The organism is Flagellimonas sp. (assembly GCF_965222555.1).
GTDB lineage: Bacteria > Bacteroidota > Bacteroidia > Flavobacteriales > Flavobacteriaceae > Flagellimonas.
In genome coordinates this window covers 87,930-111,012 of record NZ_CBDCUG010000002.1, presented here as the reverse complement: position 1 = coordinate 111,012, position 23,083 = coordinate 87,930, and the positions used below count along the sequence as shown (strand labels likewise).

General features: G+C 39.5%; 18 protein-coding genes. 9 read left to right on the top strand and 9 right to left on the bottom strand.

Annotated features, from left to right (window positions below; translation table 11 throughout):
* Positions 1-167: 167 nt before the first annotated feature.
* The 3 genes from ACOQO1_RS02995 to prfB all read right to left on the bottom strand — a co-directional run bounded on the left by ACOQO1_RS02995 (position 168) and on the right by prfB (position 2,308).
* Positions 168-638, bottom strand: a complete 471-nt coding sequence (locus tag ACOQO1_RS02995) for a hypothetical protein (protein ID WP_420601378.1) — start codon at positions 636-638, stop codon at positions 168-170.
* A 118-nt stretch (positions 639-756) separates the two neighbouring features.
* A complete protein-coding gene (arsC, locus tag ACOQO1_RS02990; RefSeq protein ID WP_420601377.1) occupies positions 757-1,098 on the bottom strand; it encodes an arsenate reductase (glutaredoxin) in 342 nt (113 codons plus the stop codon).
* Positions 1,099-1,212: 114 nt separating this feature from the next.
* Positions 1,213-2,308 (bottom strand): peptide chain release factor 2 gene (gene prfB, locus ACOQO1_RS02985; protein WP_420601376.1). Its coding sequence is split into 2 segments (ribosomal slippage): positions 1,213-2,244 and positions 2,246-2,308, totalling 1,095 coding nucleotides; the frame shifts between segments, so codons are not numbered across the junction.
* An 82-nt stretch (positions 2,309-2,390) separates the two neighbouring features.
* On the opposite strand from prfB, the gene ACOQO1_RS02980 reads away from it, so the two are divergent.
* Positions 2,391-4,793 (top strand): zinc-dependent metalloprotease, encoded by a 2,403-nt coding sequence (locus ACOQO1_RS02980; RefSeq protein ID WP_420601375.1) that lies wholly within the window; start codon positions 2,391-2,393, stop codon positions 4,791-4,793.
* A gap of 86 nt (positions 4,794-4,879) precedes the next feature.
* A complete protein-coding gene (locus ACOQO1_RS02975) occupies positions 4,880-5,905 on the top strand; it encodes a threonine aldolase family protein (RefSeq protein ID WP_420601374.1) in 1,026 nt (341 codons plus the stop codon).
* A 1-nt stretch (position 5,906) separates the two neighbouring features.
* Here ACOQO1_RS02975 and ACOQO1_RS02970 read toward each other — a convergent pair whose 3' ends face one another.
* The gene (locus ACOQO1_RS02970; protein ID WP_420601477.1) at positions 5,907-6,233 is read right to left on the bottom strand and encodes a YbaB/EbfC family nucleoid-associated protein; all 327 of its coding nucleotides are present in this window, start codon (positions 6,231-6,233) and stop codon (positions 5,907-5,909) included.
* Positions 6,234-6,292: 59 nt separating this feature from the next.
* On the opposite strand from ACOQO1_RS02970, the gene ACOQO1_RS02965 reads away from it, so the two are divergent.
* The 3 genes from ACOQO1_RS02965 to ACOQO1_RS02955 all read left to right on the top strand — a co-directional run bounded on the left by ACOQO1_RS02965 (position 6,293) and on the right by ACOQO1_RS02955 (position 10,932).
* Positions 6,293-8,431, top strand: a complete 2,139-nt coding sequence (locus ACOQO1_RS02965) for a S9 family peptidase (RefSeq protein ID WP_420601373.1) — start codon at positions 6,293-6,295, stop codon at positions 8,429-8,431.
* Between the two features lie 73 nt (positions 8,432-8,504).
* Positions 8,505-9,545 carry a PLP-dependent cysteine synthase family protein gene (locus ACOQO1_RS02960; protein ID WP_420601372.1) on the top strand — a complete coding sequence of 347 codons (1,041 nt, stop codon included), beginning with the start codon at positions 8,505-8,507 and terminating at the stop codon, positions 9,543-9,545.
* Between the two features lie 127 nt (positions 9,546-9,672).
* A complete protein-coding gene (locus ACOQO1_RS02955) occupies positions 9,673-10,932 on the top strand; it encodes an aminotransferase class I/II-fold pyridoxal phosphate-dependent enzyme (protein ID WP_420601371.1) in 1,260 nt (419 codons plus the stop codon).
* Between the two features lie 39 nt (positions 10,933-10,971).
* Here the strand turns inward: ACOQO1_RS02955 and ACOQO1_RS02950 are convergent, their stop codons facing one another.
* Both ACOQO1_RS02950 and ACOQO1_RS02945 read right to left on the bottom strand, forming a co-directional pair.
* The gene (locus ACOQO1_RS02950; protein WP_420601370.1) at positions 10,972-12,096 is read right to left on the bottom strand and encodes a GTP cyclohydrolase; all 1,125 of its coding nucleotides are present in this window, start codon (positions 12,094-12,096) and stop codon (positions 10,972-10,974) included.
* 66 nt (positions 12,097-12,162) lie between these two features.
* Entirely contained in the window at positions 12,163-13,146 is a 984-nt protein-coding gene (locus tag ACOQO1_RS02945) for a transporter (protein WP_420601369.1), read from the bottom strand.
* Between the two features lie 84 nt (positions 13,147-13,230).
* On the opposite strand from ACOQO1_RS02945, the gene ACOQO1_RS02940 reads away from it, so the two are divergent.
* From ACOQO1_RS02940 to ACOQO1_RS02925, 4 genes are read left to right on the top strand one after another with little or no spacing between them, the layout of a single operon-like run.
* Positions 13,231-13,491, top strand: a complete 261-nt coding sequence (locus ACOQO1_RS02940; protein WP_420601368.1) for a DUF4834 family protein — start codon at positions 13,231-13,233, stop codon at positions 13,489-13,491.
* Between the two features lie 24 nt (positions 13,492-13,515).
* Positions 13,516-15,951: a YfhO family protein gene (locus ACOQO1_RS02935; protein ID WP_420601367.1), complete on the top strand. Its 2,436-nt coding sequence runs from the start codon at positions 13,516-13,518 to the stop codon at positions 15,949-15,951.
* A complete protein-coding gene (locus ACOQO1_RS02930) occupies positions 15,951-17,234 on the top strand; it encodes a glycosyltransferase family 4 protein (protein WP_420601366.1) in 1,284 nt (427 codons plus the stop codon). Before ACOQO1_RS02935 ends, ACOQO1_RS02930 begins: the two co-directional genes overlap by 1 nt.
* Positions 17,219-18,679 (top strand): lipopolysaccharide biosynthesis protein, encoded by a 1,461-nt coding sequence (locus ACOQO1_RS02925; protein WP_420601365.1) that lies wholly within the window; start codon positions 17,219-17,221, stop codon positions 18,677-18,679. Before ACOQO1_RS02930 ends, ACOQO1_RS02925 begins: the two co-directional genes overlap by 16 nt.
* A gap of 112 nt (positions 18,680-18,791) precedes the next feature.
* On the opposite strand, the gene ACOQO1_RS02920 is transcribed toward ACOQO1_RS02925, so the two are convergent.
* From ACOQO1_RS02920 to ACOQO1_RS02910, 3 genes are all read right to left on the bottom strand, one after another.
* Positions 18,792-20,063, bottom strand: coding sequence for a hypothetical protein (locus tag ACOQO1_RS02920; protein ID WP_420601364.1), 1,272 nt, complete (start codon positions 20,061-20,063; stop codon positions 18,792-18,794).
* A 115-nt stretch (positions 20,064-20,178) separates the two neighbouring features.
* A complete protein-coding gene (locus tag ACOQO1_RS02915) occupies positions 20,179-22,107 on the bottom strand; it encodes an OmpA family protein (RefSeq protein ID WP_420601363.1) in 1,929 nt (642 codons plus the stop codon).
* A 30-nt stretch (positions 22,108-22,137) separates the two neighbouring features.
* Entirely contained in the window at positions 22,138-23,079 is a 942-nt protein-coding gene (locus ACOQO1_RS02910) for a type IX secretion system membrane protein PorP/SprF (RefSeq protein WP_420601362.1), read from the bottom strand.
* Positions 23,080-23,083: the final 4 nt, after the last annotated feature.

Sequence of the window (23,083 nt, the reverse complement as noted above, 5' to 3'; positions counted from 1 at the left end):
TTTTTGACCATCCTTACCATAGGTTTCTGGTTAATGATTTTTCTACTGACTTTTGTAGTGCCTTACTGGTTGTTTGGTAACTTAATGGAGATGTACAAAGAAAGACGCGAAGCTAAACGAGCTAAGCGAAACGAATAAAAGAAAAAAGAGGCTTTAAGCCTCTTTTTTTATTCTTTGGATTTCTTTTTCTTCTTCTTTTTCTTCTTGGTTTTGAACCTGTTTTTCTGAAGCTCCTGGAAAGCCTCGTACTTATCCTCAGGAAGTCCCGCTTTTAATTCTTCATTCTGTCGGTTCCGTATTTTTTCAACAGCTTCTTGCATTTTGGTAGCTTCCAATTCAAGTATTTGAAGCTCGATACGTTGTTGTACTGATTTTATAAGCGTGGTGCGTACAACGGCCTCTTCAAAGGCATCCAACCCCAAGGCTTCGGTTATTGAAGGCAATTGTTCATCAACAATTTGTTCGGCTGTTAACTTCTCTGGCTCCTTTGGTGGTGCCTGGGCCTGTGGTATTGAACTTCGCTGTCTTCCATATCTATTGCCATATCCATAAGGATTTCCATAACCGTATTGTGCAATCAAGGAATCCGTGGCAAATATGGCAAGCAGCACAAATAAAATTGTCCGTATCTTCTTCATAACGTTAAAAGTACAATTTCAAAATTAAAATTTATTGGCAAAGCGTTGACAAATAGCCATCAAACACGGCTTTGCTAAGGAAAAAAGGCACTTAAAAACCGCTTTAATTGGCCATAAACTATAATAATGATGCTATGTTATCGGCTGGTCGACCTATAACTGCTTTATTGTCTTTAATAATAATAGGCCTTTCTATTAGTTTAGGGTTTTCAACCATGGCGCTAATAATCTCATCATCCGATAACTCCTTTCCCTTATAATTTTCTTTCCAAACCGCTTCATTTTTACGAACCAATTCCGCAGGAGTAATGCCAAGGTATGAGATAATGTTTTTCAGTTCTTCTTTCGTGGGAACGTTATCCAAATACCGTACCACTTCAAACTCAGCACCTGATTTTTCAAGATATTCTACCCCTTGTCTGGACTTACTACATCTTGGATTGTGATAAATTTTAATCATAAATATTCAATTATCAGTTGTCAATGTACAATAATCGATGGACAGTTAGTAATGCACAATTATCAGTGAGTAGTTAATGATTTTCAATTGCATAGTTTCTAACCTCTAATCTCCTCATTCTTCCTTTTGTCCCATCATCATCAAAAATGCCTTCAAAAATTGGTTGATTTCCCCATCCATTACCGCATCAACATTACCCGTCTCTTCCGCTGTTCTTACATCCTTGACCAATTTATAAGGATGCATCACATAATTTCGAATTTGGGAACCCCATTCAATCTTCATTTTTGAGGATTCAATTTCTGCCCTAGCTTCCTGTTTTTTCCGAAGCTCTATTTCATAGAGCTGTGATTTCAACATTTTCATGGCCGTGGCCCTATTATCGTGCTGCGATCTAGAATCTGAACAGGAAATTTGTATACCAGTAGGTTTGTGCACCAATTGCACTTTGGTTTCCACCTTGTTCACATTTTGTCCGCCAGCACCGCTGGAACGCGCTGTGGTAATTTCAATATCAGCAGGGTTCACCTCAATTTCAATCGTATCATCAACCAGAGGATAAACATAGACCGAGGCAAAAGAAGTGTGCCGCTTAGCATTACTGTCAAATGGAGAAATACGCACCAAACGATGTACCCCGTTTTCTCCCTTCAACCAGCCAAAGGCAAATTCGCCCTCAATTTGAAGGGTTACGGTTTTAATTCCAGCGACATCACCCTCCTGATAATTAAGCTCTTTGACTTTGTAACCGTTCTTTTCACTCCACATCAAATACATACGCATAAGCATGGAAGCCCAGTCACAACTTTCCGTGCCTCCGGCACCCGCAGTTATTTGGAGTACGGCCGTAAGTTCATCCCCTTCCTCGGAAAGCATGTTTTTGAATTCCAAATTTTCTATGGCCAATTTGGAGTTTTCAAAATGCGAATTCACTTCGTCCTCAGGCACTTCACCAGCTTGTTGGAATTCCAACAAAACTTCAAGGTCACCCACCAAAGATTCGGCGGAGTTGTATTCTTCAACCCACTTTTTCTTCGATTTTAACGTTTGCATTTGAACTTGGGCCTTTTGGGGATCGTCCCAAAAGCCCGGAGCAGCAGTTTTCTCCTCTTCGTTCTCTATTTCTATAAGTTTGGCATCAATGTCAAAGATACCTCCTTAACGCACCAAGGCGCTCAATAAGATCTTTATGTTGATCTGTGGTAACCATAAAAATTATTTCAGGCAAAAATACTATTTCAGTATAGTCGGGCAACGAAAATTATATAATTTTAGCAAGAACTCTATGTAACATGAAAAACCTTCTTTCCTATTTGCTTGCAATTGTGGGCTCAATCACATTTTTAAACGCCCAAAATTTTGATAAGACCAAGAACTTCCAAAAATTCAATGGCTTTTATAATTTTTATTTTGATGATGCCACTGACAAGATTTTTTTAGAGGTGGATGAACTGGAAAAAGAATTCCTATATGTGTATTCTTTGAGTAGCGGTATTGGTAGCAATGATATTGGATTGGATAGGGGACAGCTGGGCAATGAACAGGTGGTTTTTTTTAAGAAGGCCGGGAACAAATTATTGTTGATTCAACCCAATTTGAAATTTAGGGCAATTACCCAAAATGAATTGGAAAAAAAGTCAGTTGAACAAGCTTTTGCAAAATCGGTCTTACATGGTTTCAAGATTGAAGAAGAATCCAAAGGGAATTATTTAATAGATATCACGGAATTTTTAATGCGCGATGCCCATGGAGTGTCGGCTAGGTTGAAGAATACAAAACAAGGATCTTACAGTTTGGATGTATCCAAGAGCGCCTTGGCTTTTGAGCGTACCAAAGCTTTTCCAAAAAATGTGGAATTTGATGTTACCCTTACCTTTAAAGGTAACCCTGAGGGCGGCTGGATTCGTTCAGTGACTCCTGATCCTTCCCTGGTGACGGTAGCCCAACACCACTCTTTGATAGCACTACCCGATGACGGTTATGAAAAAAGAGTGTTCGACCCACGTAGTGGCTCCAATGTTTTCTCTTACTACGATTATGCCACTCCGGTTCAAGAACCCATTCTAAAACGATATATCACAAGACACCGCCTAAAGAAGAAAAATCCAAATGCGGAAGTAAGCGAAGCAGTTGAACCCATAATCTATTATCTGGACAATGGGACTCCTGAACCTGTGCGTTCAGCTTTACTGGAAGGTGGGAGATGGTGGAACCAGGCGTTTGAGTCCATTGGATATAAAGATGCTTTTCAGCTTAAGATTTTACCTGACAATGCCGACCCAATGGATGTTCGGTACAATGTGATTCAATGGGTACACAGGTCAACGCGTGGCTGGAGTTACGGAATGAGCATCAAAGACCCACGAACGGGAGAAATCATTAAGGGACATGTGAGTCTGGGGAGCCTACGTATCCGTCAGGACTTTTTGATAGCCCAGGCCTTGATGAACAAACCTTTTGCCGAACGCGATGATAACTATCAACCCATGTTGGAAATGGCCCTGGCTAGAATCCGTCAGCTTTCTGCCCATGAAATTGGACATACCCTAGGTTTTGCCCACAATTTTGCGGCAAGCACAAATGGCAGAGCATCGGTAATGGATTATCCGCACCCTCAATTTGAATTGAATGGTGGTGTCATTGATTTTTCCAATGCCTATGATACTGGAATTGGTGAATGGGATAAAGTTACGGTAGCTTATTCCTATTCAGATTTCCCGAAGGGAGCCAATGAAAAGGAAAGCCTGAATGCTATTCTACAACAAGCCCAAACAGACGGTCTGCGATACATTTCGGATCAGGATGCAAGACCAAGGGGAGGAGCTCATGTACTGGCACATTTGTGGGACAATGGTAGAAATGCCTCCCAGGAGCTTGAAAATGTCTTGAAAATCAGAAAAACGGCTATTGATAATTTTTCTATGGACAATATTAGGGCTGGAGAGCCTAATTCGGTATTGGAAGATGTATTTGCGCCTTTATATTTTTTCCACAGATACCAAACCGAAGCGGTTTCCAAACTTATTGGTGGATTGGATTATAATTATAGTGTAAAAGGTGATGGACAGCGAACAGTGTATCCTATTAGTTTGGCAAGCCAGGAAAATGCACTAAAAACTATTTTAAAGACATTGGATGCTAGCACCATTGCCATTCCCAAAGAGAAATTGGAGCTTTTTCCTCCCAGAGCTATTGGTTATGGAAAATCCAGGGAGTCTTTTAATGGAAGGATAGGAGTAGCTTTTGATGCATTATCAGCTTCGGAAACTGCTGCGGACATGACCTTGGGACTTTTACTTCACCCAGAACGTGCCTCACGGTTGATTCAACAAAAAAGCTTGGACAAAGACCAAATGGGTCTAAAACAATTATTGGACGAATTGATAAAAAACACAATAGAAATGAGCCATAGGGATGATTATGTGAATGAAGTTCAGAATACCATCAATTTTAGGACGCTTTATCATATCATGAATTTGGCAGCCCATAAGGATGTTCATCCGCAGGTGAATGCGATTGCCAACGAAACCTTGAGATCACTTAAAGTTTCGCTGTTGAGTAACGGCAGGAATCCAATTGCTGCTGAGATGGTCCGTAGAATAGATGCTTTTGCCAAAGCTCCAAACAATTTCAAGGTGATTCCAGCTCCAAAAATACCTGATGGATCTCCTATTGGAATGGACTGTTTTCATTAGACAATTTACAAAGGGCAATTAGCAATGAACAATATAGCATCATCCAAATTCCAATAATCGAATTATCCAACAATCCAATTTTCTAAATGGAAATAAACCTGATTAGCGATACTGTTACCAAACCCACGCCTGGCATGATGGAGGCTATTACGACTGCGAAAGTGGGAGACGATGTGTTTAAAAATGACCCCAGTGTCAATGGCTTGGAAGAAAAAGTGAGCGATTACTTTGGCATGGAGGCGGCCTTGTTTTTTCCTAGTGGTACCATGGCCAACCAAACCGCCATTAAATTACATACCAACCCTGGTGAGCAGTTAATATGTGATAAATATGCACATGTGTACAATTACGAAGGTGGCGGGGTAAGTTTTAATAGTGGGGTGTCGTGCAAGTTGGTGGATGGAAATAGGGGTATGATGACAGCGAAACAGGTTGAGGAATCCATAAATCCCCCTGATTTTTACCATAGTCCGTTGACCTCGCTGGTTTGTATTGAAAATACGACCAATAAAGGCGGAGGTGCTTGTTGGGATTTTGCAGAGCTCCAAAAAATCAAAAAGATTTGCACAAATAATAACCTTAAATACCATTTGGATGGAGCGCGTTTATGGAACGCCTTGGTTGCTAAGCAAGAAAACCCTAAGGATTATGGAAAACTTTTCGATTCCATTAGTGTGTGTTTGAGCAAGGGCCTTGGTTGCCCGGTGGGTTCCGTTTTGGTGGGCGACAAAGAGCTTATTGACAATGCTCTCCGTGTTCGCAAAGTATTGGGAGGGGGAATGCGGCAATCGGGATTTTTGGCGGCAGCTGGAATCTATGCCATGGACTATCATATTGATAGACTTTCCGAAGACCATCAACGTGCAAAAGATATTGGGAAAGTTTTAATGGGGTTAGAGTTCATTCAAAAAGTGGAACCCATTGAGACCAACATCATCATTTTTGAATTGGATGAAGCTAAAATATCCTCTGATAACTTCTTGAAAATATTGGAAGAAAACAACATTTCCATTATAGGCATGGGGCAAGGCAAACTGCGTATTGTTACGCATTTGGATTATACGCAAGAAATGCATTCGCACCTTTTAAAAGTACTGAAGGGGATTGGTTAGACTACTTAAACAATGAATCCATTCCAGGAATATTGGGCATACCCTCTTTGGCCACAGCCGCCAGTTCTGTCTCATTGACATTGGTTGCTTTTTCAATGGCCTTGTTCAAGGTCAAAACCAGATAATCCTCAAGCTGTTCCTTATCCTGTAAAAGCGCATCATCTATGGCTATGGATTTAATTTCCCTGTTTGCGGTTATCGTCACTTTAATTTGCCCATCCGAAGAGCTTTCATCAATCAAAACCGAATTCAATCGCTCTTTGGTGGCCTTAACTTTTTCCTGGGTCTCCTTCAATTTGCCCATCATTCCCATTAAATCTCCAAACATGTCCCTATTTATTATGTTTTTCAGGTTCAAAAGTAATAATTTGGCACAAATCAAAATCCATGAAACTACTCGTTCTTAGAAATTGTTTTTTCATATTATGCCTTATTTTTGCAGGCTCTTGTCAAAACAGTAAAGAAAAGCCGATGCGTATCACACCTCCTATTGCAAAAAAGAAACCCACCAAGCTTGAAAAACATGGAGATATAAGGGTAGACGACTACTATTGGATGAATGATAGGGAGGACCAAGAAGTTTTGGATTATCTAAATGCAGAGAATGCCTACTATCAGGAGATGACCTCCCATACCAAGGAATTCCAAGATTCACTTTTCCAGGAGATGAAATCACGAATTAAGGAGGATGATTCTTCGGTTCCCTATAAATACAATGGCTATTGGTACATTACCAAGTATGAAACAGGTCAAGAATACCCCATTTACTTGAGGCGGAAAGATAGCATGGAATCAAAGGATGAACCCATGTTTGATTGCAACCAAATGGCAAAAGACCACGAATACTTCAAATTAAGGGGAATTGCAATTACTCCAGATAATACATTAGCCTCTTTTGCCACAGATACTGTTTCTAGAAGGCAGTACACCATTCAGGTAAAGAATTTGGAAACGGGAAAAATATATGACGATAAGGTAGAAAACACTACCGGAAGTTCGGTTTGGGGGAATGATGGAAAAACCTTGTTCTATGCCAAAAAAGACCCAGTTACTTTGCGTTCCGATAAAATATACAGGCATACCTTGGGGACCTCTGCAGAGGAGGATGTTCTGGTCTTTCATGAAAAAGATTCTACCTTCAACACCTTTGTTTACAAAACCAAATCCAGAAAGTACTTGGTTATCGGCTCTGTAAGTACATTGACTTCGGAATATCAGATTTTGGATGCAAATGACCCTGAGGGCGATTTTAAGATATTTTCTCCACGGGAAAGGGGAGTGGAATACTCCATTGCACATTATAATGGTAACTTTTTTGTACTTACAAACAAGGATTCCGCTACCAATTTTAAACTGATGCGAGCTACGGATGAAAAAACCGATGCAAAATTTTGGGAGGAATTTATTCCGCATCGGGATGATGTGCTTTTGGAGGATGTCGACATTTTTAAGGACTATTATGTGCTTTCAGAGCGAGAAAATGGGTTGAACAAGCTTAAAATCGTTCGTTGGGACGGGTCGGATAATTATTATTTGCCCTTTGAGAGTGAAACCTATGTGGCAGGGACGTCCGTAAACCTTGATTTTGATACCCAGGAGCTCCGCTACTACTATAACGAAATGGGCGCTCCCTATGCCGTTATCGATTTTAATATGGCAAAAAAGACCAAAAAAACCCTGAAGGAGCAAGAAGTTTTGGGGGGTAAGTTCGATAAAGCAAACTATCGCACAGAACGGTTATGGGCCACTGCCAGGGATGGGGCAAAAGTTCCCATCTCATTGGTTTATCATAAGGACACAAAGTTTGATGGTACCAGCCCATTGTTGCAATATGCCTATGGTTCCTATGGGAGTACAATTGACCCTTACTTCTCATCAATTAGATTGAGTTTGTTGGACAGGGGCTTTATATATGCCATTGCCCATATTCGTGGTGGGGAATATTTGGGAAGACCTTGGTACGAAGATGGAAAACTTCTAAAAAAGAAAAATACTTTTACCGATTTCATTGATTGCTCTAAATTTTTAATAGAAAAGAAGTATACCAGCGCTGAGCATTTGTATGCCAGTGGTGGCTCTGCGGGTGGACTTTTAATGGGGGCAGTGGTCAATATGGCACCAGAGCTCTACAAAGGAGTGATTGCTGCGGTTCCTTTTGTGGATGTGGTCACCACAATGCTGGATTCATCCATCCCCTTGACTACTGGTGAATATGATGAGTGGGGCAATCCCAATGAAAAAGAGTTTTACGATTATATGAAGTCGTATTCACCATATGATAACGTAGAAGCGATGAATTACCCAAATATGTATGTCTCCACAGGTTTGCACGATTCCCAAGTACAGTATTGGGAACCCGCCAAATGGGTGGCAAAGCTTCGGGAGCACAAAACTGATCATAACCTGCTATTTCTGGATACCAATATGGATGCAGGACATGGAGGAGCTTCAGGTCGATTTGAATCCTTAAAGGAGACTGCGAAAGAATATGCTTTTATACTTGATTTGGAAGGAAAAGCTCCTTAAAATAAAAAATACTATTTTTGTCCCTGATAAATCGAGAAGAAATTCAAGATTTGTCCCTTACCTAAACCCAGTTATGAGAAAACAGATAGATGCGCACAGCAATATTCTTGATTTAATTGGAAATACTCCCCTTGTTAAGCTTAATGAAATAGCCGCCCCCCTTACCGGAAACTTTTATGCAAAAGTTGAAGCGTTTAATCCTGGACATTCGTCTAAGGATAGGATTGCGGTTTATATTATAGAAGAAGCCGAACGTAAAGGACTACTTAAGCCTGGAAGCACAATCATAGAGACTACCTCTGGTAATACAGGATTCAGTTTGGCTATGGTGAGCATTGTTAAAGGTTATAAATGCATTTTGGCGGTAAGCTCAAAATCATCTCCAGATAAAATAGACATGCTTCGTTCCATGGGTGCCAAGGTATATGTATGCCCGGCCCATGTTAGCGCTGATGATCCAAGATCATACTACGAAGTGGCCAAACGTTTGCATAAAGAAACCAAGGATTCCATTTATATCAACCAGTATTTCAATGAGCTAAATATTGAAGCACATTACCATACTACAGGTCCGGAAATTTGGAAGCAGACAAATGGCGCCATTACTCATTTGGTAGCATGTAGCGGCACAGGTGGAACCATTTCTGGTATTGCTCGCTATTTAAAGGAACAAAATCCAGAAGTTAAGGTACTGGGAGTGGACGCCTATGGCTCCGTGCTCAAAAAATACCATGAAACTGGAGAGTTTGACCATAACGAGGTATACCCATACAGAATTGAAGGATTAGGAAAGAACCTGATTCCAGATGCCACCGATTTCAATTGCATAGATCGCTATGTAAAGGTAACCGATGGGGAGAGTGCCCATATGGCCAGAAAAATAGCCCATACCGAGGGTATGTTTGTTGGTTATACCAGTGGTGCGGCAATGCAGGCTCTATATCAGTTGAATACCGAAGGCGAATTTTCCAAGGACAGCAATGTTGTGGTTATTTTTCCTGACCATGGTTCAAGGTATATGAGCAAGGTATATAGTAATGAGTGGATGGAAAACCAAGGGTTTTTTGATATTCAGAATGCTGAGGCACCAGAAAAAATAGAATATATAAAGTAAACTACTAACTCTTTTTATATATATCAGAACGACAGCGGTTTACGTTGTCGTTTTTTTATATAGGGATATTAGTTATGTGAGCTTGGCAAAAATATATATTTTTGCAGTTGAATCAATTTTAAGGTAGATGAGAGATTTATTTGATAGAATCATTGAGAACAAGGGGCCGTTGGGAAAATGGGCGTCGCAGGCGGAAGGTTATTTTGTGTTCCCAAAATTGGAAGGTCCTATCTCCAACAGAATGAAGTTCCAGGGAAAGGAAGTCATTACATGGAGTATCAATGATTACTTGGGGTTGGCCAATCTACCGGAAATCAAAAAAGTTGATGGAGATGCTGCATATGAACATGGTGCAGCTTTCCCAATGGGAGCTCGTATGATGAGTGGCCATACCGATTATCATGAGCAATTGGAGCAGGAACTGGCTGCATTTGTGAATAAGGAGGCTTCCTATTTACTGAATTTTGGATATCAGGGCTTCATGTCTGTTATAGACGCCTTGGTCTCCAAGGATGATATTATTGTGTACGATGTGGACTGCCATGCTTGTATTATTGATGGCGTTCGTTTACATATGGGCAAACGATTCACTTTCAAACACAATAATGTAGAAAGTCTGGAGAAAAACTTGGAACGTGCTACCAAATTGGCCACCGAAACAGGTGGAGGGATATTGGTGATTTCGGAAGGTGTTTTTGGAATGCGTGGTGAGCAAGGTATCTTGAAGGAAATAGTTGAGCTTAAACAAAAATTCAAGTTTAGATTGCTTGTTGATGATGCCCATGGCTTTGGTACCTTGGGAAAAACCGGTGCTGGAGCGGGTGAGGAGCAAGGAATTCAAGACGATATTGATGTATACTTGGCCACCTTTGCCAAGTCTATGGCTGGAATTGGAGCCTTTGTAGCAGCTGATCAAGAGATTATCGAGTACTTGAAATATAATTTACGATCACAAATGTTCGCGAAGTCGTTACCTATGGTGTATGTAAAAGGCGCATTGAAGCGTTTGGATATGTTGCGTACCATGCCAGAACTCAAAGCGAAGCTTTGGGAGAATGTAAATGCACTTCAAAACGGACTTAAAGAGCGTGGATTTGATATAGGAACCACTTCAAGCTGTGTTACTCCGGTTTATTTAAACGGTAGTATCCCCGAAGCCATGGCCTTGGTAAAAGATCTTCGAGAAAATTATGGAATCTTCTGTTCCATAGTAGTTTACCCGGTAATACCTAAAGGATTGATTTTACTTCGAATGATTCCAACCGCCACACATACCATGCAGGATATCGTGGAAACTTTGGATGCTTTCTCTGCTATTAGAGAGCGATTGCAAAATGGAACTTATAAAAGGTTATCTGCGGCAGTAGCGGCAGCAATGGGAGAATAAAAAGTCTTTCTACCAACCTATTTTTATAAATTTCCGACCTTAAGATTCTAGATTTTTCCGGTAGGTTCTACGTCTTTTGTAGATAACGGGGTCAAAATGTTTCCATAGTTGTCTAATGGCCACATTTTCCTCCAATTCAGGGGTGCGAATACAGTTTACAATTTCCTTCTCTTGAAAAGTCTTGTAATATTCGTTAAATATGATTGCGGTGACTCCTTTGTTTTGATACTCGGGATGAATACCTATCAAATAAAAAATAACGTCTTTACTGCTCTTTTTGGCTTTTAGAAGATGAAATACACCGGTTGGAAACAATTTTCCTTTTGCCTTTTGTAGCGCCTTTGAAAAAGAGGGCATCACAATGGCAAAGGCCACCAATTCATCTTTGGAGTCAACAACAAACTTGATATACTCCGGATTTATGAAGCTGATATACTTCTTTTTAAAATATTCCTTTTGTATGTCGGTGATCTTTACAAAAGAGGAAAGTGCAGAGTAGGTTTCGTTGAACAAATCAAACATTTTATCAACCCATGGCATTATGTCCTTACTACTGGTGAAATTAAGCGCTTTTAAACCATATCTCTTTTTTATAAGAAGATTGGCCTTATAAAATATCTTAGGATCAGCATTGGCAAACAAAAATTTGTTCTCCAAGTACTCTTTTTCCTTTTTAAAACCGTGTTGCTCATAATGCGACTGGTAATACGGATGATTGTACCAGGTAATCATATTGCCGGTATGGTCAAAACCTTCGGTAAGAACCCCAACTTTATCCAAATTGGAAAAACCTACAGGACCTTCCATATATTGCAACTGATGTTGTTGGCCAATTTCAGAAACTTTATCCAATAAAGCTTTGGAAACTTCGAGATCATCAATAAAATCGAACCAGCCAAACCTCATTTTTTGCAACTGCTGTTCGTTAACTTCAATCCAATTTATAATAGCGGCAATGCGCCCAACTATTTGCCCTTCTTTATATGCCAAAAAGAAAGTGGCCTCCGCACTTTTAAATACCGGATTCTTCTCAGGATTAAAGGATTCCAGTTCGTCTTTGATAATGGGAGGAACCCAATACGGGGAATCTTTATATAGGCTGAAAGGGAATTTTACGAATTTTTTTAAATCGGTCTTGGATTGAACCTGCTTTATAGTGACCATACATGATTTTTTGCAAGGTCAATATTAGCAATATTCTCTACAGCAGAAAAATGTTATTTGTGAAACTTAGAAATCTAGTTTATCCTTTTTCTTTTTGCCTTTTTTCTTTCGCTTTTTCTTTGCTGCGTTTTTCTTGATTTTTCCGTTTTGACCAGATTTCTGACTATCGATGGGTACAAGTGTATCTTTATGAAAATCCAAACGGTACGAAAAACCGAGAACGGCAAAAATACGTGATGGCGAGTTTTTAAACCCTGAGCCTAAATGAAAATCGGCCTGGAAATCCGGACTGATTAGGTAAGCAACACCTGTGCGAAGCAAAATATCGGAATATCGATCACTCTTTATGCCCTGATTCTCTATAAAAACACTCCATTTAGGGTCTCTAAACGCATGGGTGACAGAAACAGCGTAGCTCCATTCGGGAAAATCGGTGCCAATACGGTCATAGGCAATATTGGAAATTAGGACAAACCTTGGGGAAAGCCTGCTCTGGGTGGCAACAGCTCCGCGATACGAAATGGTGGGGTCGCCCACGTAAAATGGATTCTCCCCCAAATTAAAAGTGGCTCCCGCATAAAGCGATACCGCCGGAATCAGGTTTTTCCATTGAAAAACATTGTTGGCCCTCCAACTATACAGATTTGGCTTATTGTTTTCAGGATTTTTAAAGGGATCAAAAACCAAGTATTTAAGACCGGCCCTGCTTCTTGAAAAATCGGTTAGTCTATCATCCGTTCCTGTCTGGGTATATGTTATGCCCTGACTTATATAGGATCCCTCCACGTTAACTTCCAGAGATTCAAAAAGTAATCCGTATCTAAAAGCAAAATCGACCCCAAAAATATTGGAATCGGTATTCAATGTAGCATTGTCTTGTTGCTCATAAAGCAAACCCATTTCCATCTGTGCTACATTCTTACCCACAGCGTAGGCACTTACTGCTCTACCTGGTCTATTAGAATTAATGACATCGGTATATTGTGCATTGGATAAAAAAGGAACTAAACAGAGTGAAAAAAGCGTCTTTTTAAAAAAGCGGAGATCCATATAACTTATTTTAATACTATTTTATGATACTTTAGGGTCTAATAAGAGACTTACAATGTAATTTTGACTCAATAACTCTGTTATATGGTTTTATTACAAACGATTTTAATAGTCATATTAGTATACTATGGGCTTAAATTGCTACTAAAATGGTTGGCGCCCAAGCTAATGAACTATGCCGTCAAGAAAACCCAAGAACGGTTTGGACAGCAATTTGGCAATTATCAGGATTTTAGGAGCAATACACCTAATGAAGGAGAAACTACAGTTTCCAAAAAACCTTTTAGAAAATCCAATCCATCAAAAAAAGTTGGAGAATATATAGATTTTGAAGAAATTGACTAATATTTGTCTTTTCAAAATCAATCCATGAAACTTTCCCTAAAAGCCGTTATCACCAGTGTTTGTGTAATTGCTTTCTTCATTGTTGCCTCACTATTATACTTTTATCCTGTCCTTCAGGGTAAGGCTATTTATCAATCGGATATTGCCCAGTATAAGGGAATGGCCAAGGAGCGTAATGATTACAAGGAATTAACTGGGGAGGAATCATACTGGACCAATAGTGCCTTTGGGGGAATGCCCACTTATCAATTGGGCGCTAATTATCCGCACGATTATATAAAAAAACTGGATAGGTTGATTCGTTTTTTACCAAGACCAGCGGATTATCTTTTTCTTTATTTTATTGGGTTCTACATTTTGATGCTCTGCTTGAGGGTCGATTATCGTTTGGGTATTTTGGGAGCATTGGCGTTTGGATTTTCAACCTATCTTATCATCATTCTGGGGGTAGGACATAATGCAAAAGCACATGCTTTGGGCTATATCCCTATGGTTTTAGGTGGAATTGTCCTGGTATTCCGAAAAAAGTATTTGCTGGGATTTGTATTGACCGCTCTGGCGATGGCATTGGAAATCAGTGCCAACCATTATCAAATGACCTATTACTTTATGCTTTTGGTGTTGATTTTGGGTCTGGTACGCCTTGTTTATGCGATAAAGGAGAAAGAACTGAAACATTTTTTTGCCTCTGTTGGTATCTTGGTCTTGGCCGTGGCGCTTTCCATTGCAACCAATGCCACTGGACTTTTGGCAACCAAGCAATATGCTGATTGGAGTACACGTGGTAAATCGGAATTGACAATCAACCCGGATGGAACGCCCAAAGCTGTTCAAACAGGACTGGATAGGGATTATATCACATATTATAGTTATGGTATAGCAGAATCCTTGGATTTGTTTGTTCCAAGGATGTTTGGCGGTTCTGGCAAGGAAGATTTGGGAAAAAGCTCTAAAGTTTATGAATATTTGACAGGGCAGGGATTATCTCCCACCAGAGCTAAAGAAGTCTCAGGACTCTATTTGTATTGGGGACCGCATCCAATGTCTGGACCTGCTGGTCCTGCGTACATTGGGGCAATAGTTATTTTTCTGTTTGTGATTGGGTTGTTTTTGGTGGATGGAAGAAGAAAATGGTGGCTGTTGGGAGGAGCTTTATTGGCATTGCTGCTATCATGGGGGAAAAACTTTCCGGCGCTGACCAATTTTATGATTGATTATTTTCCACTTTATAATAAATTCCGTGCCGTTTCCTCCATTCAAGTAGTGTTGGAACTGTGTATACCAGTTTTGGGAATTTTAGGTGTTCGAGAGCTTTTTAAGTCCAACTTGAAAAAGTCTAAAAAACTTAAGGCATTAAAGCTAAGTTTTTTTGTAACCCTTGGACTAGGGATTTTTATCTTTTTAATCAAAGGCTTTTTTGATTTTGAGGGTGCAAATGATGATACCTACCGCCAATATTTTGGAGACGCGGTTTTGGATATTCTTAGACGCGACCGTGAGGCGGTTTACATTAATGATACCATTCGTTCGTTGATTTATGTTACTTTGGCAGCTGTTGCACTTTGGTTTTTTATTAAAGATAAGATTGGAAAAAATCTTGTTGCCATTGCACTGGGCATATTGATTTTGTTTGATTTGGTGGGAGTGGCCCTTCGATATGTGAATAAAGATGATTTTGTTCGTCAACGAAATGTAAACACCCCGTTTCAGGCAAGTCAAATAGATCAGTTAATTCAACAAGACGATTCCATTTTTAGGGTTTTTGATCCGCAAGAGGGCTTGAATGGAGCCAGGACATCTTATTTTCATAAGTCAATAGGGGGCTATCACGCCGCTAAACCTAGACAATTACAAGATTTGGTTGAACATCATCTGTATCAAAATAATTTGGAGGTCCTCAACATGTTGAATGTAAAGTATATTATTCAACAAGATGATGAGGGCAACAGTTTTCCGGCGGTAAACGACGATGCCAATGGAAATGCATGGTTTGTAAAAGAGATTGTACCAGTTACATCCGCAAATGAAGAGATTCAAGCACTTAAGGAATTTGATTCGAAGTTTGGAGCAGTGGTTAATACCAAGGCATATCCAACAGTCACCAAATTAGGTTATGAAGTAGATTCTTTGGCTTCCATTAATTTGGTCGATTATAGACCCAATTACTTGAAATATCAATCCAGCAATGCGAATGCAGGTTTTGCCGTATTCTCAGAAATGCACTATCCCTTTGGTTGGCAAGCTTATATTGATGGGAAGCCTGAGCAACAATACAAAGTAAATTATGCACTCCGGGGGATGAAGGTTCCGGCTGGAGACCACGAAATTGAGTTTAAGTTTGAGCCTGAAGTGGTAAAAACCGGAAGTCAAATAGCTTTGGGCAGCAACATTTTGCTTGGCCTTATTATTCTTGGGGGAATTGCCTATGCCGCCCGACCCAAAAAATCCAAAGAGGAATAATGCGCAAGGTTTTGGTCATAACATACTATTGGCCTCCTGCTGGAGGGCCGGGTGTACAGCGTTGGCTAAAATTTGTAAAATACCTTCCAGACTTTGATATTGAACCGTGGGTATACATCCCTGAAAATCCGACCTATCCCATTATTGATGAAAACCTGGGCAAAGAGGTTTACGAGGAAATCAAAATCTTGAAACAGCCCATTAAAGAACCGTATGCCTGGGCAGGATTGCTTTCCAAAAAGAAAACCAAGACCATCAGTTCGGGAATTATTCAGGAAAAGGACCCTTCGGTTTTGGAGAAGTTATTGTTGTGGGTTCGCGGTAACTTTTTTATACCTGATGCCCGCAAGCTCTGGGTAAAACCTTCTTTGAAATTTCTTTCTAAAATTATTGAAGAGGAAAATATAGATACTATCATCACTACGGGACCGCCACACAGTGTGCATTTGATAGGGCTTGGGCTTAAAAAGAAATTTTCCCTTCAGTGGATCACCGATTTCCGTGACCCATGGACCTCCATTGGTTACCATAAAAAATTACGTTTGACCAGTGCTTCACAAAAAAAGCACGAGCGGATGGAATTGGAAGTACTGAACAATGCCGATAAGATTGTGGTTACCAGTAATACCACAAAAGAAGAATTCGGCCAGCTCACCAACAAACCCATCAAAACCATTACGAATGGGTTTGACGATGCCTATGTCGCCAAGGAATCGGATTCTGAGTTTACCATTTCACATATTGGATCGTTGTTAACTGGCAGAAATCCAAGAGTTTTGTGGGAAGCTTTAAAAGAATTGGTGAATGAAAACGAATCGTTCAGAAAGAGTTTGCAAATCCAGTTGGCTGGAGTAGTGGGGGAAGAAGTGTTGGAATCTATTCGTGAGAATCAATTGGAGCCTTATGTGTCAAGCTTGGGCTACCTTTCGCATGATCAAGTGTTGGAAGTGCAGCAGAAATCACAAGTTCTTTTGTTGTTGGAGATTGATTCGGAAGAAACCAAGGGGATAATCCCAGGAAAATTGTTTGAATACCTCAATGCCAGAAGACCAATTTTGGCAGTAGGCCCAGAAGGATGGGAGGCTGGACAAATTGTAGAAGCCAGTAAGGCGGGTGTATTTTGTGCTAAGAAAACCAAATCGGAACTTAAAAATGTACTTTTAGATTGGTTTGGGGCTTATCAAAATGGTAGCCTTACATGCCACTCTAAAGGCATTGAACAATATCATAGAAGGGAACTGACCCAACAATTGGCTAATTTTATCTCATGGGAATCATCTTAAAGCAATCCTTTAAAAACACTATTGTCACTTTTATTGGGTTTGGATTTGGCGCCCTAAACACCCTCTTTCTTTATACCAATATCATGGAACCAACCTACTATGGGTTGGTCACTTTTATATTGGCAACCGGAGCTATTTTAATGCCGGTAATGTCTGCAGGAGCACATAATAGCTTGGTAAAATATTATAGTGCACAAAAAGAAGATTCAAAGAATGGTTTTTTAACCTTGATGATGATTTCTCCACTTTTGATCATTTTGCCTTTAACATTACTTGTTTGGTTGGGATATGATGCTATTGGAGAATTTCTATCCATAAAAAATGTATTGGTCAAAAATTATTTATGGTATTTGTTTTTGGTTGGTATTGCTATGGCCTATTTTGAAGTGTTTTATGCTTGGAGCAAGGTCCACCTTAAATCGGTTTTTGGTAATTTTTTAAAAGAGGTTTTTGCCAGAATCTGCGCCTCTGTATTATTGGCGCTATTGTACTTTGAAGTGCTTGACTTGGATTTCTTTTTGAAGGCAATTGTTGGGGTATACGTGCTTCGAACCCTATTGATGACGTTATATGCGTACAGTCTTCATAGACCTGTTTTGAGTTTTAAGTTTCCAAAAAACACAAAACCTATTGTGGGTTATGGGATGCTAATGGTCCTTGGTGGTTCTGTTGCCCTTATCCTTTTGGAGATCGATAAATTCATGATCAATCAGTTTATGGCATTGGATAATGTGGCTTTTTATGGCGTTGCAATTTATATAGCCACCAGTATCATTGTTCCTGCACGGGCCATGCACCAAATTACCTACCCCATGACGGCCAACTATTTGAATGAGGGTAATTTTTTTGAATTGGAAAGTCTGTATAAAAAAACTTCCCTTACTTCTTTTATAGCATCGGGTATTTTGTTTGTGTTGATTATTATGAACATCGATGATTTGTTTCTGATGCTTCCAGAGGAATATCGAGGAGGTTTTAGCATTATAGCTTTAATTGGTCTGGCTAAGGTATTTGATTCACTCTTGGGCAACATCAACGCCATTTTGTATTATTCTGAATATTACAGATGGGTATTGGTAATGGGTATTTGTTTTGCTGTTGTGACCATTGTCCTCAACCTTTGGTTGATTCCACTTTACGGTATAGAAGGTGCTGCACTGGCCAGTTTTATGGCTATTTTTCTGTTCAATCTTTCCAAATTAATTTTTGTGAAGCTCAAATTTGGATTTTTGCCTTTTTCCGGAGCTACCTTTAAGGTTTTTGCAACTTTGCTATTGATAGGGGCATTGTTTTATATGTTGCAATTTCCATTTCATCCCATTATTAACATCGTTCTAAAATCGATTTTAATAGGAGCCATGTATTTGGGCATATTGTTTCGTTTTGAAATTTCAGAAGATGTTTCCGGGGTATTGTCAAAATGGTTGAAAAGGAGGGAAGAGTAGTTCATCAACGGCGCATGGCGAACTCAGCACGACAAAATTGAATTAAAAAAGAAACCCCGTAGCGGATAAATCCAACTACGGGGTAAACAACTAACCAACCTAAAAACTATCTTTATTGCACTCGTCTAGAGCTTCTTGATCTAGTACCCGAGTTGCTACTTCTTCTATAATTCGTGTTTCCTGAGCTTCTCTTAACCGTTGTTTTTGAGCTTCTGGAAACTGTTCTTTTTGGGGCACTGCTTCTGCTTGCTACCGACCTACCTGTACTTTTTCTAGCCTGTGGCTTTCTGTAGGTACTGGTGGTACTTCTGGTAACCGTTCTACTTCTTGGAGTAGAAGTTACCTCTCGTTTAGTAACCGTACGACTATTTGGTCTTTTGGTCACCTGTCTTTGGGTAACGGTCCTACCTTTATTGTTACTTCGCGAAGCTGTACTTCCCCTTCTATAATCACTTTGTTTAACTGTTCTACTGTTTGGTTTACGCGTAACCGCTCTACCACTGTTATTACTTCGGGAAGCTGTACTTCCTCTTCTGTAATCACTTTGTTTTACAGTTCTACTCGTTCCATTATTTCTCCTCACTTTGTTGTTGGAACGACTTACTGCATTTCCTTTTCTATAATCGTTATGTCCAACACTTCTGTTACTTCTTCCATAATCGCTACCATCTCTTCTAACACTATGGTTACGTCTGGTTACTCTTTTGTCATTTCTATAAATATTGTCCCTTCTATAGTGTCTGTCGTTTCTATATGTTTTGCCAACAGAAGCATAACTTCTTCTATAATTGTTTCTGTAAGGTCTATAGTAGGTATATCTAATAGGTCTGTAATACCTCCTGTATGGTCTCGTATATACATTACAATATGATATTGCAGGTCTTACAAAATACCTGTGGAAAGGTCTGTATACATAGTGTCTGTTATAAATATTGATATATCCCGTACAGTGACTAAAAATCCCACCGTTATAATAGACATTTAGTCCACCAACTCTACGCACACGACCATTTCTGTACCAAACGTCAACACCCCCTATTTGAGAAACACGTCCATAATAGTCGTAGTATACGGGAATATTTTCCACTTGGATTATGGCCCCGTAATCATCATACTGTACATAAGGGTTATAGTTGTATCCTGAGTTGAAAGTAATTCCAACGTTACCAATTCGGGCTCCGATACCAACATTTACTTGATTGTCAATGTAAAAATCGAACTCTCCATCTGGGTATACCGAAAAAGTTACCCCATTTTCTACAAAAATGAATGAGTTCCCATATCGATAAGCATTAGTAACAAATGACTTATCCTCTATTTTGGCTGCATGGATGCTTGGAACACCCAACAGAACTGCTGCTATAATGAGTACTAACTTTTTCATACTATTCGATTTAAATTCTGAATGCAACTATTTACATTCCGAAAACTAAATACCAAACAGCGTGCCAAAAAAAGCTAAATCAGTATAGATGTCTGTTTATCAATGAATTAAAATATTAATCTTTGATTATGAACATTGACCTTCGGTTAAGTTGGTGCTCGTCTTCAGAACACTCTTCACCATTTGAACACTTGTTCAACAGTTGTGTTTCTCCGTATCCTTTAGCAGAAAGTCTACCACGATCGATTCCTTGGTTCACAAGCCATTCCATGGTAGATTTTGCTCGTCTATCGGACAAAGCTTCATTGTAGGCATCATTACCTCTTGAATCGGTATGTGTTTCAATGTGGATTTTCATCTGTGGGTACTCTTTCATGGCCATTTCAATTTTTGCCAATTCCAATGCCGCATCAGGTCTGATATTAGATTTGTCAAAATCAAAATAAATAGGTTCAAGACCTACTCTGCAACCAAGGTCGTCAACCGGGCAATCTGGTGGAACCAGGGATAGATCAACAGTAAGAGACACATTTCCGTATGGTGTAGTAGTGATTTTTTCGTTTGGCTGATATTCTTTTTGATCGTAAGTCCCTCTAATAGTGTAGCTATTATCGCAAGTTGCAATACCTTCAAAGCTATAGGTGCCGTCCGAATCAATTGTGGCCTGTGATACAATTTTGTTTTCTTCATCCAACAATAAAACCTGTGCACCGGATAATACATCTCCTGTTTCTCTATCGGTAATAAGACCATTGATTACAATATTGCAACTTTCTCTTACCAGATAAATGTCGTCTGATAAACTTCCTTCAGTTCCATCTCGGTTCGAAGATAAATACCCCATTTTTTTACTCTCATGAATAATGAAACCAAAATCATCTTGATTTGTATTTATAGGTTGTTTTAAATTAATTATCATGCCAATCCCACCGTTTTTATCCAAAGAAGTCATAAAAATATCCAACCCTCCGAGTCCAAGATGCCCATCACTTGAAAAGTAGAGATTGTTGCTTTTACTTATGTATGGAAAGGTTTCCCGTGCCTCAGTGTTAACCTTGGTTCCTAGGTTAATGGGCTTTCCATACCCATTTTCAAGAATATCTACGTACCAGATATCCGACATACCAATGGTACCTGGCATATTAGAAGAAAAGTACAGGCGGTTTTCATCTTTGCTCAATGCAGGGTGGGCAGTGGAATAAGTATCGCTGTTAAAGGGAAGTTCCACTACGTTATTCCAAGCTCCATAGGTGTCTTTTGTTGCCTTATAGATTTTTAGGCTAACCAATTTATCCTTACCTCTTTTCTTTTTTCCGTTGATGTAGTTGTTTCTGGTAAAGTAAATGGTGTTACCATCTTTTGTAAATGCCGCAGATGATTCATGGTAAGGTGTGTTTATTTCTCCTTTAAGCGGCATAGGATTGGACAATTGCCCTTGCTCATCTATCTCAGCTTCGTATAGGTCCAAATAGGGTTGGCCTGTCCAATTATGGATTTTATCTCCATTTGTAACCATGGAAGACGAAGCAAAGACCAATTTGTTCCCGAAAAAGGAAGGCCCAAAATCTGACCCCGTCATATTATTGGAAACTTTATGAACCACATGTTTTTCGGAATTGAAGTTTAACAGACTATCCATGACAATTGAGCTGTTTCCATTGTTTTTGGTAATGGAACTGTTCGCTTTTGCCTGTTTGTATAAACTCATAAGCCTATCTGAATCTTTATAGCTCCCAATACTTTTTAATGATTGTGCAGCTCTATAATAATAATCTGGTTCTGATTCTTGTGGGTAGTTTGTAATTAGCTTTTGATACCATTTTGCGGCCTCTTTATACTCACTGTTAAAATAATAGGTGTCCCCTAACTTTTTGAATACTTGTGCAGATTCATAACCGTCGGCAACAACTTTCAGATAAATTTTTCTTGCATCGATATAGGCATAGCTGTCAAATTCTTCATCCGCTTTTTTTATGATGTTCTTTTGGGCGAAACAATTACCGCCGATTAAAATTGTGAAAAGAACCAATATCACTTTTGCCATTTGATTTGTTTTCATAAGACTGGTCATTGTTTAGAAGAATCTTGGAGTTACCACTTTATCAGATTTTTTGAAAATATCGAACCGTAAAAACACTTCATAGGATCCATCGCTATAGTTTTCAATATTGGTAGATTGATAGTCATAGGCCACTCCTGCAAAAAAAGAATCCGTGATTTGGAATCCTGCCAGTGCACTCAATGAGGCACTCCAACGGTATGAGGCTCCAACGGTAAATTTTTCATTGATAAGGAAGTTTGTGGAAAAATCCCATTGTAATGGTGATCCACTGACCATTTTCAATAAAGTTGCCGGCTTAAACTTCAGGTTTTCATTCAAATCAAAAACATACCCGGTTATAAGAAAGTAATGGAGCCGTTCTACAGCTATACTTTCACTAGTTACGTTCTGAACATCACTTTCATCAAAATGTTTGGAATTCAAAAAATTGGGGACAGAAAGTCCTACATAAAATTTATCTGTATTGTAATAAACTCCGGTACCTACTTGAGGTTGTAGCTTAGAATCAACATTGTTCTGGAAAAAAGGGTCACTGGGCTCGAATATGTTCAACTGGGCAAAATCCACATCTAGAATGTCAAGTCCTGCTTTTAATCCAAAAGATAGCTTTCCTGTAAGTCCAGTATTGATGGAGTAGGAGTAGTCCACTACTATATTCGATTCTGTTGCCGGCCCAATCTGATCATATAATATGGACAAGCCCAATCCCATATTGTTGTACAATCCTATGGGGGAGTTTATGGTGAAAGTGCCGGTTTGTGGAGAGCCATCCAAGTTTACCCATTGTGTTCTCCCTAGCACTCCAAAACTCAATGTTTCCCTTGAACCTGCATAAGCAGGGTTTACCACTTGTGTATTGTACATGTATTGGGTGTACTGGGCATCTTGCTGACCAAAGCAGGCATAGCTAAAGAGGGCAAAGAATGCCAAGGCCAAAAAATTATTTTTTTGCATAATT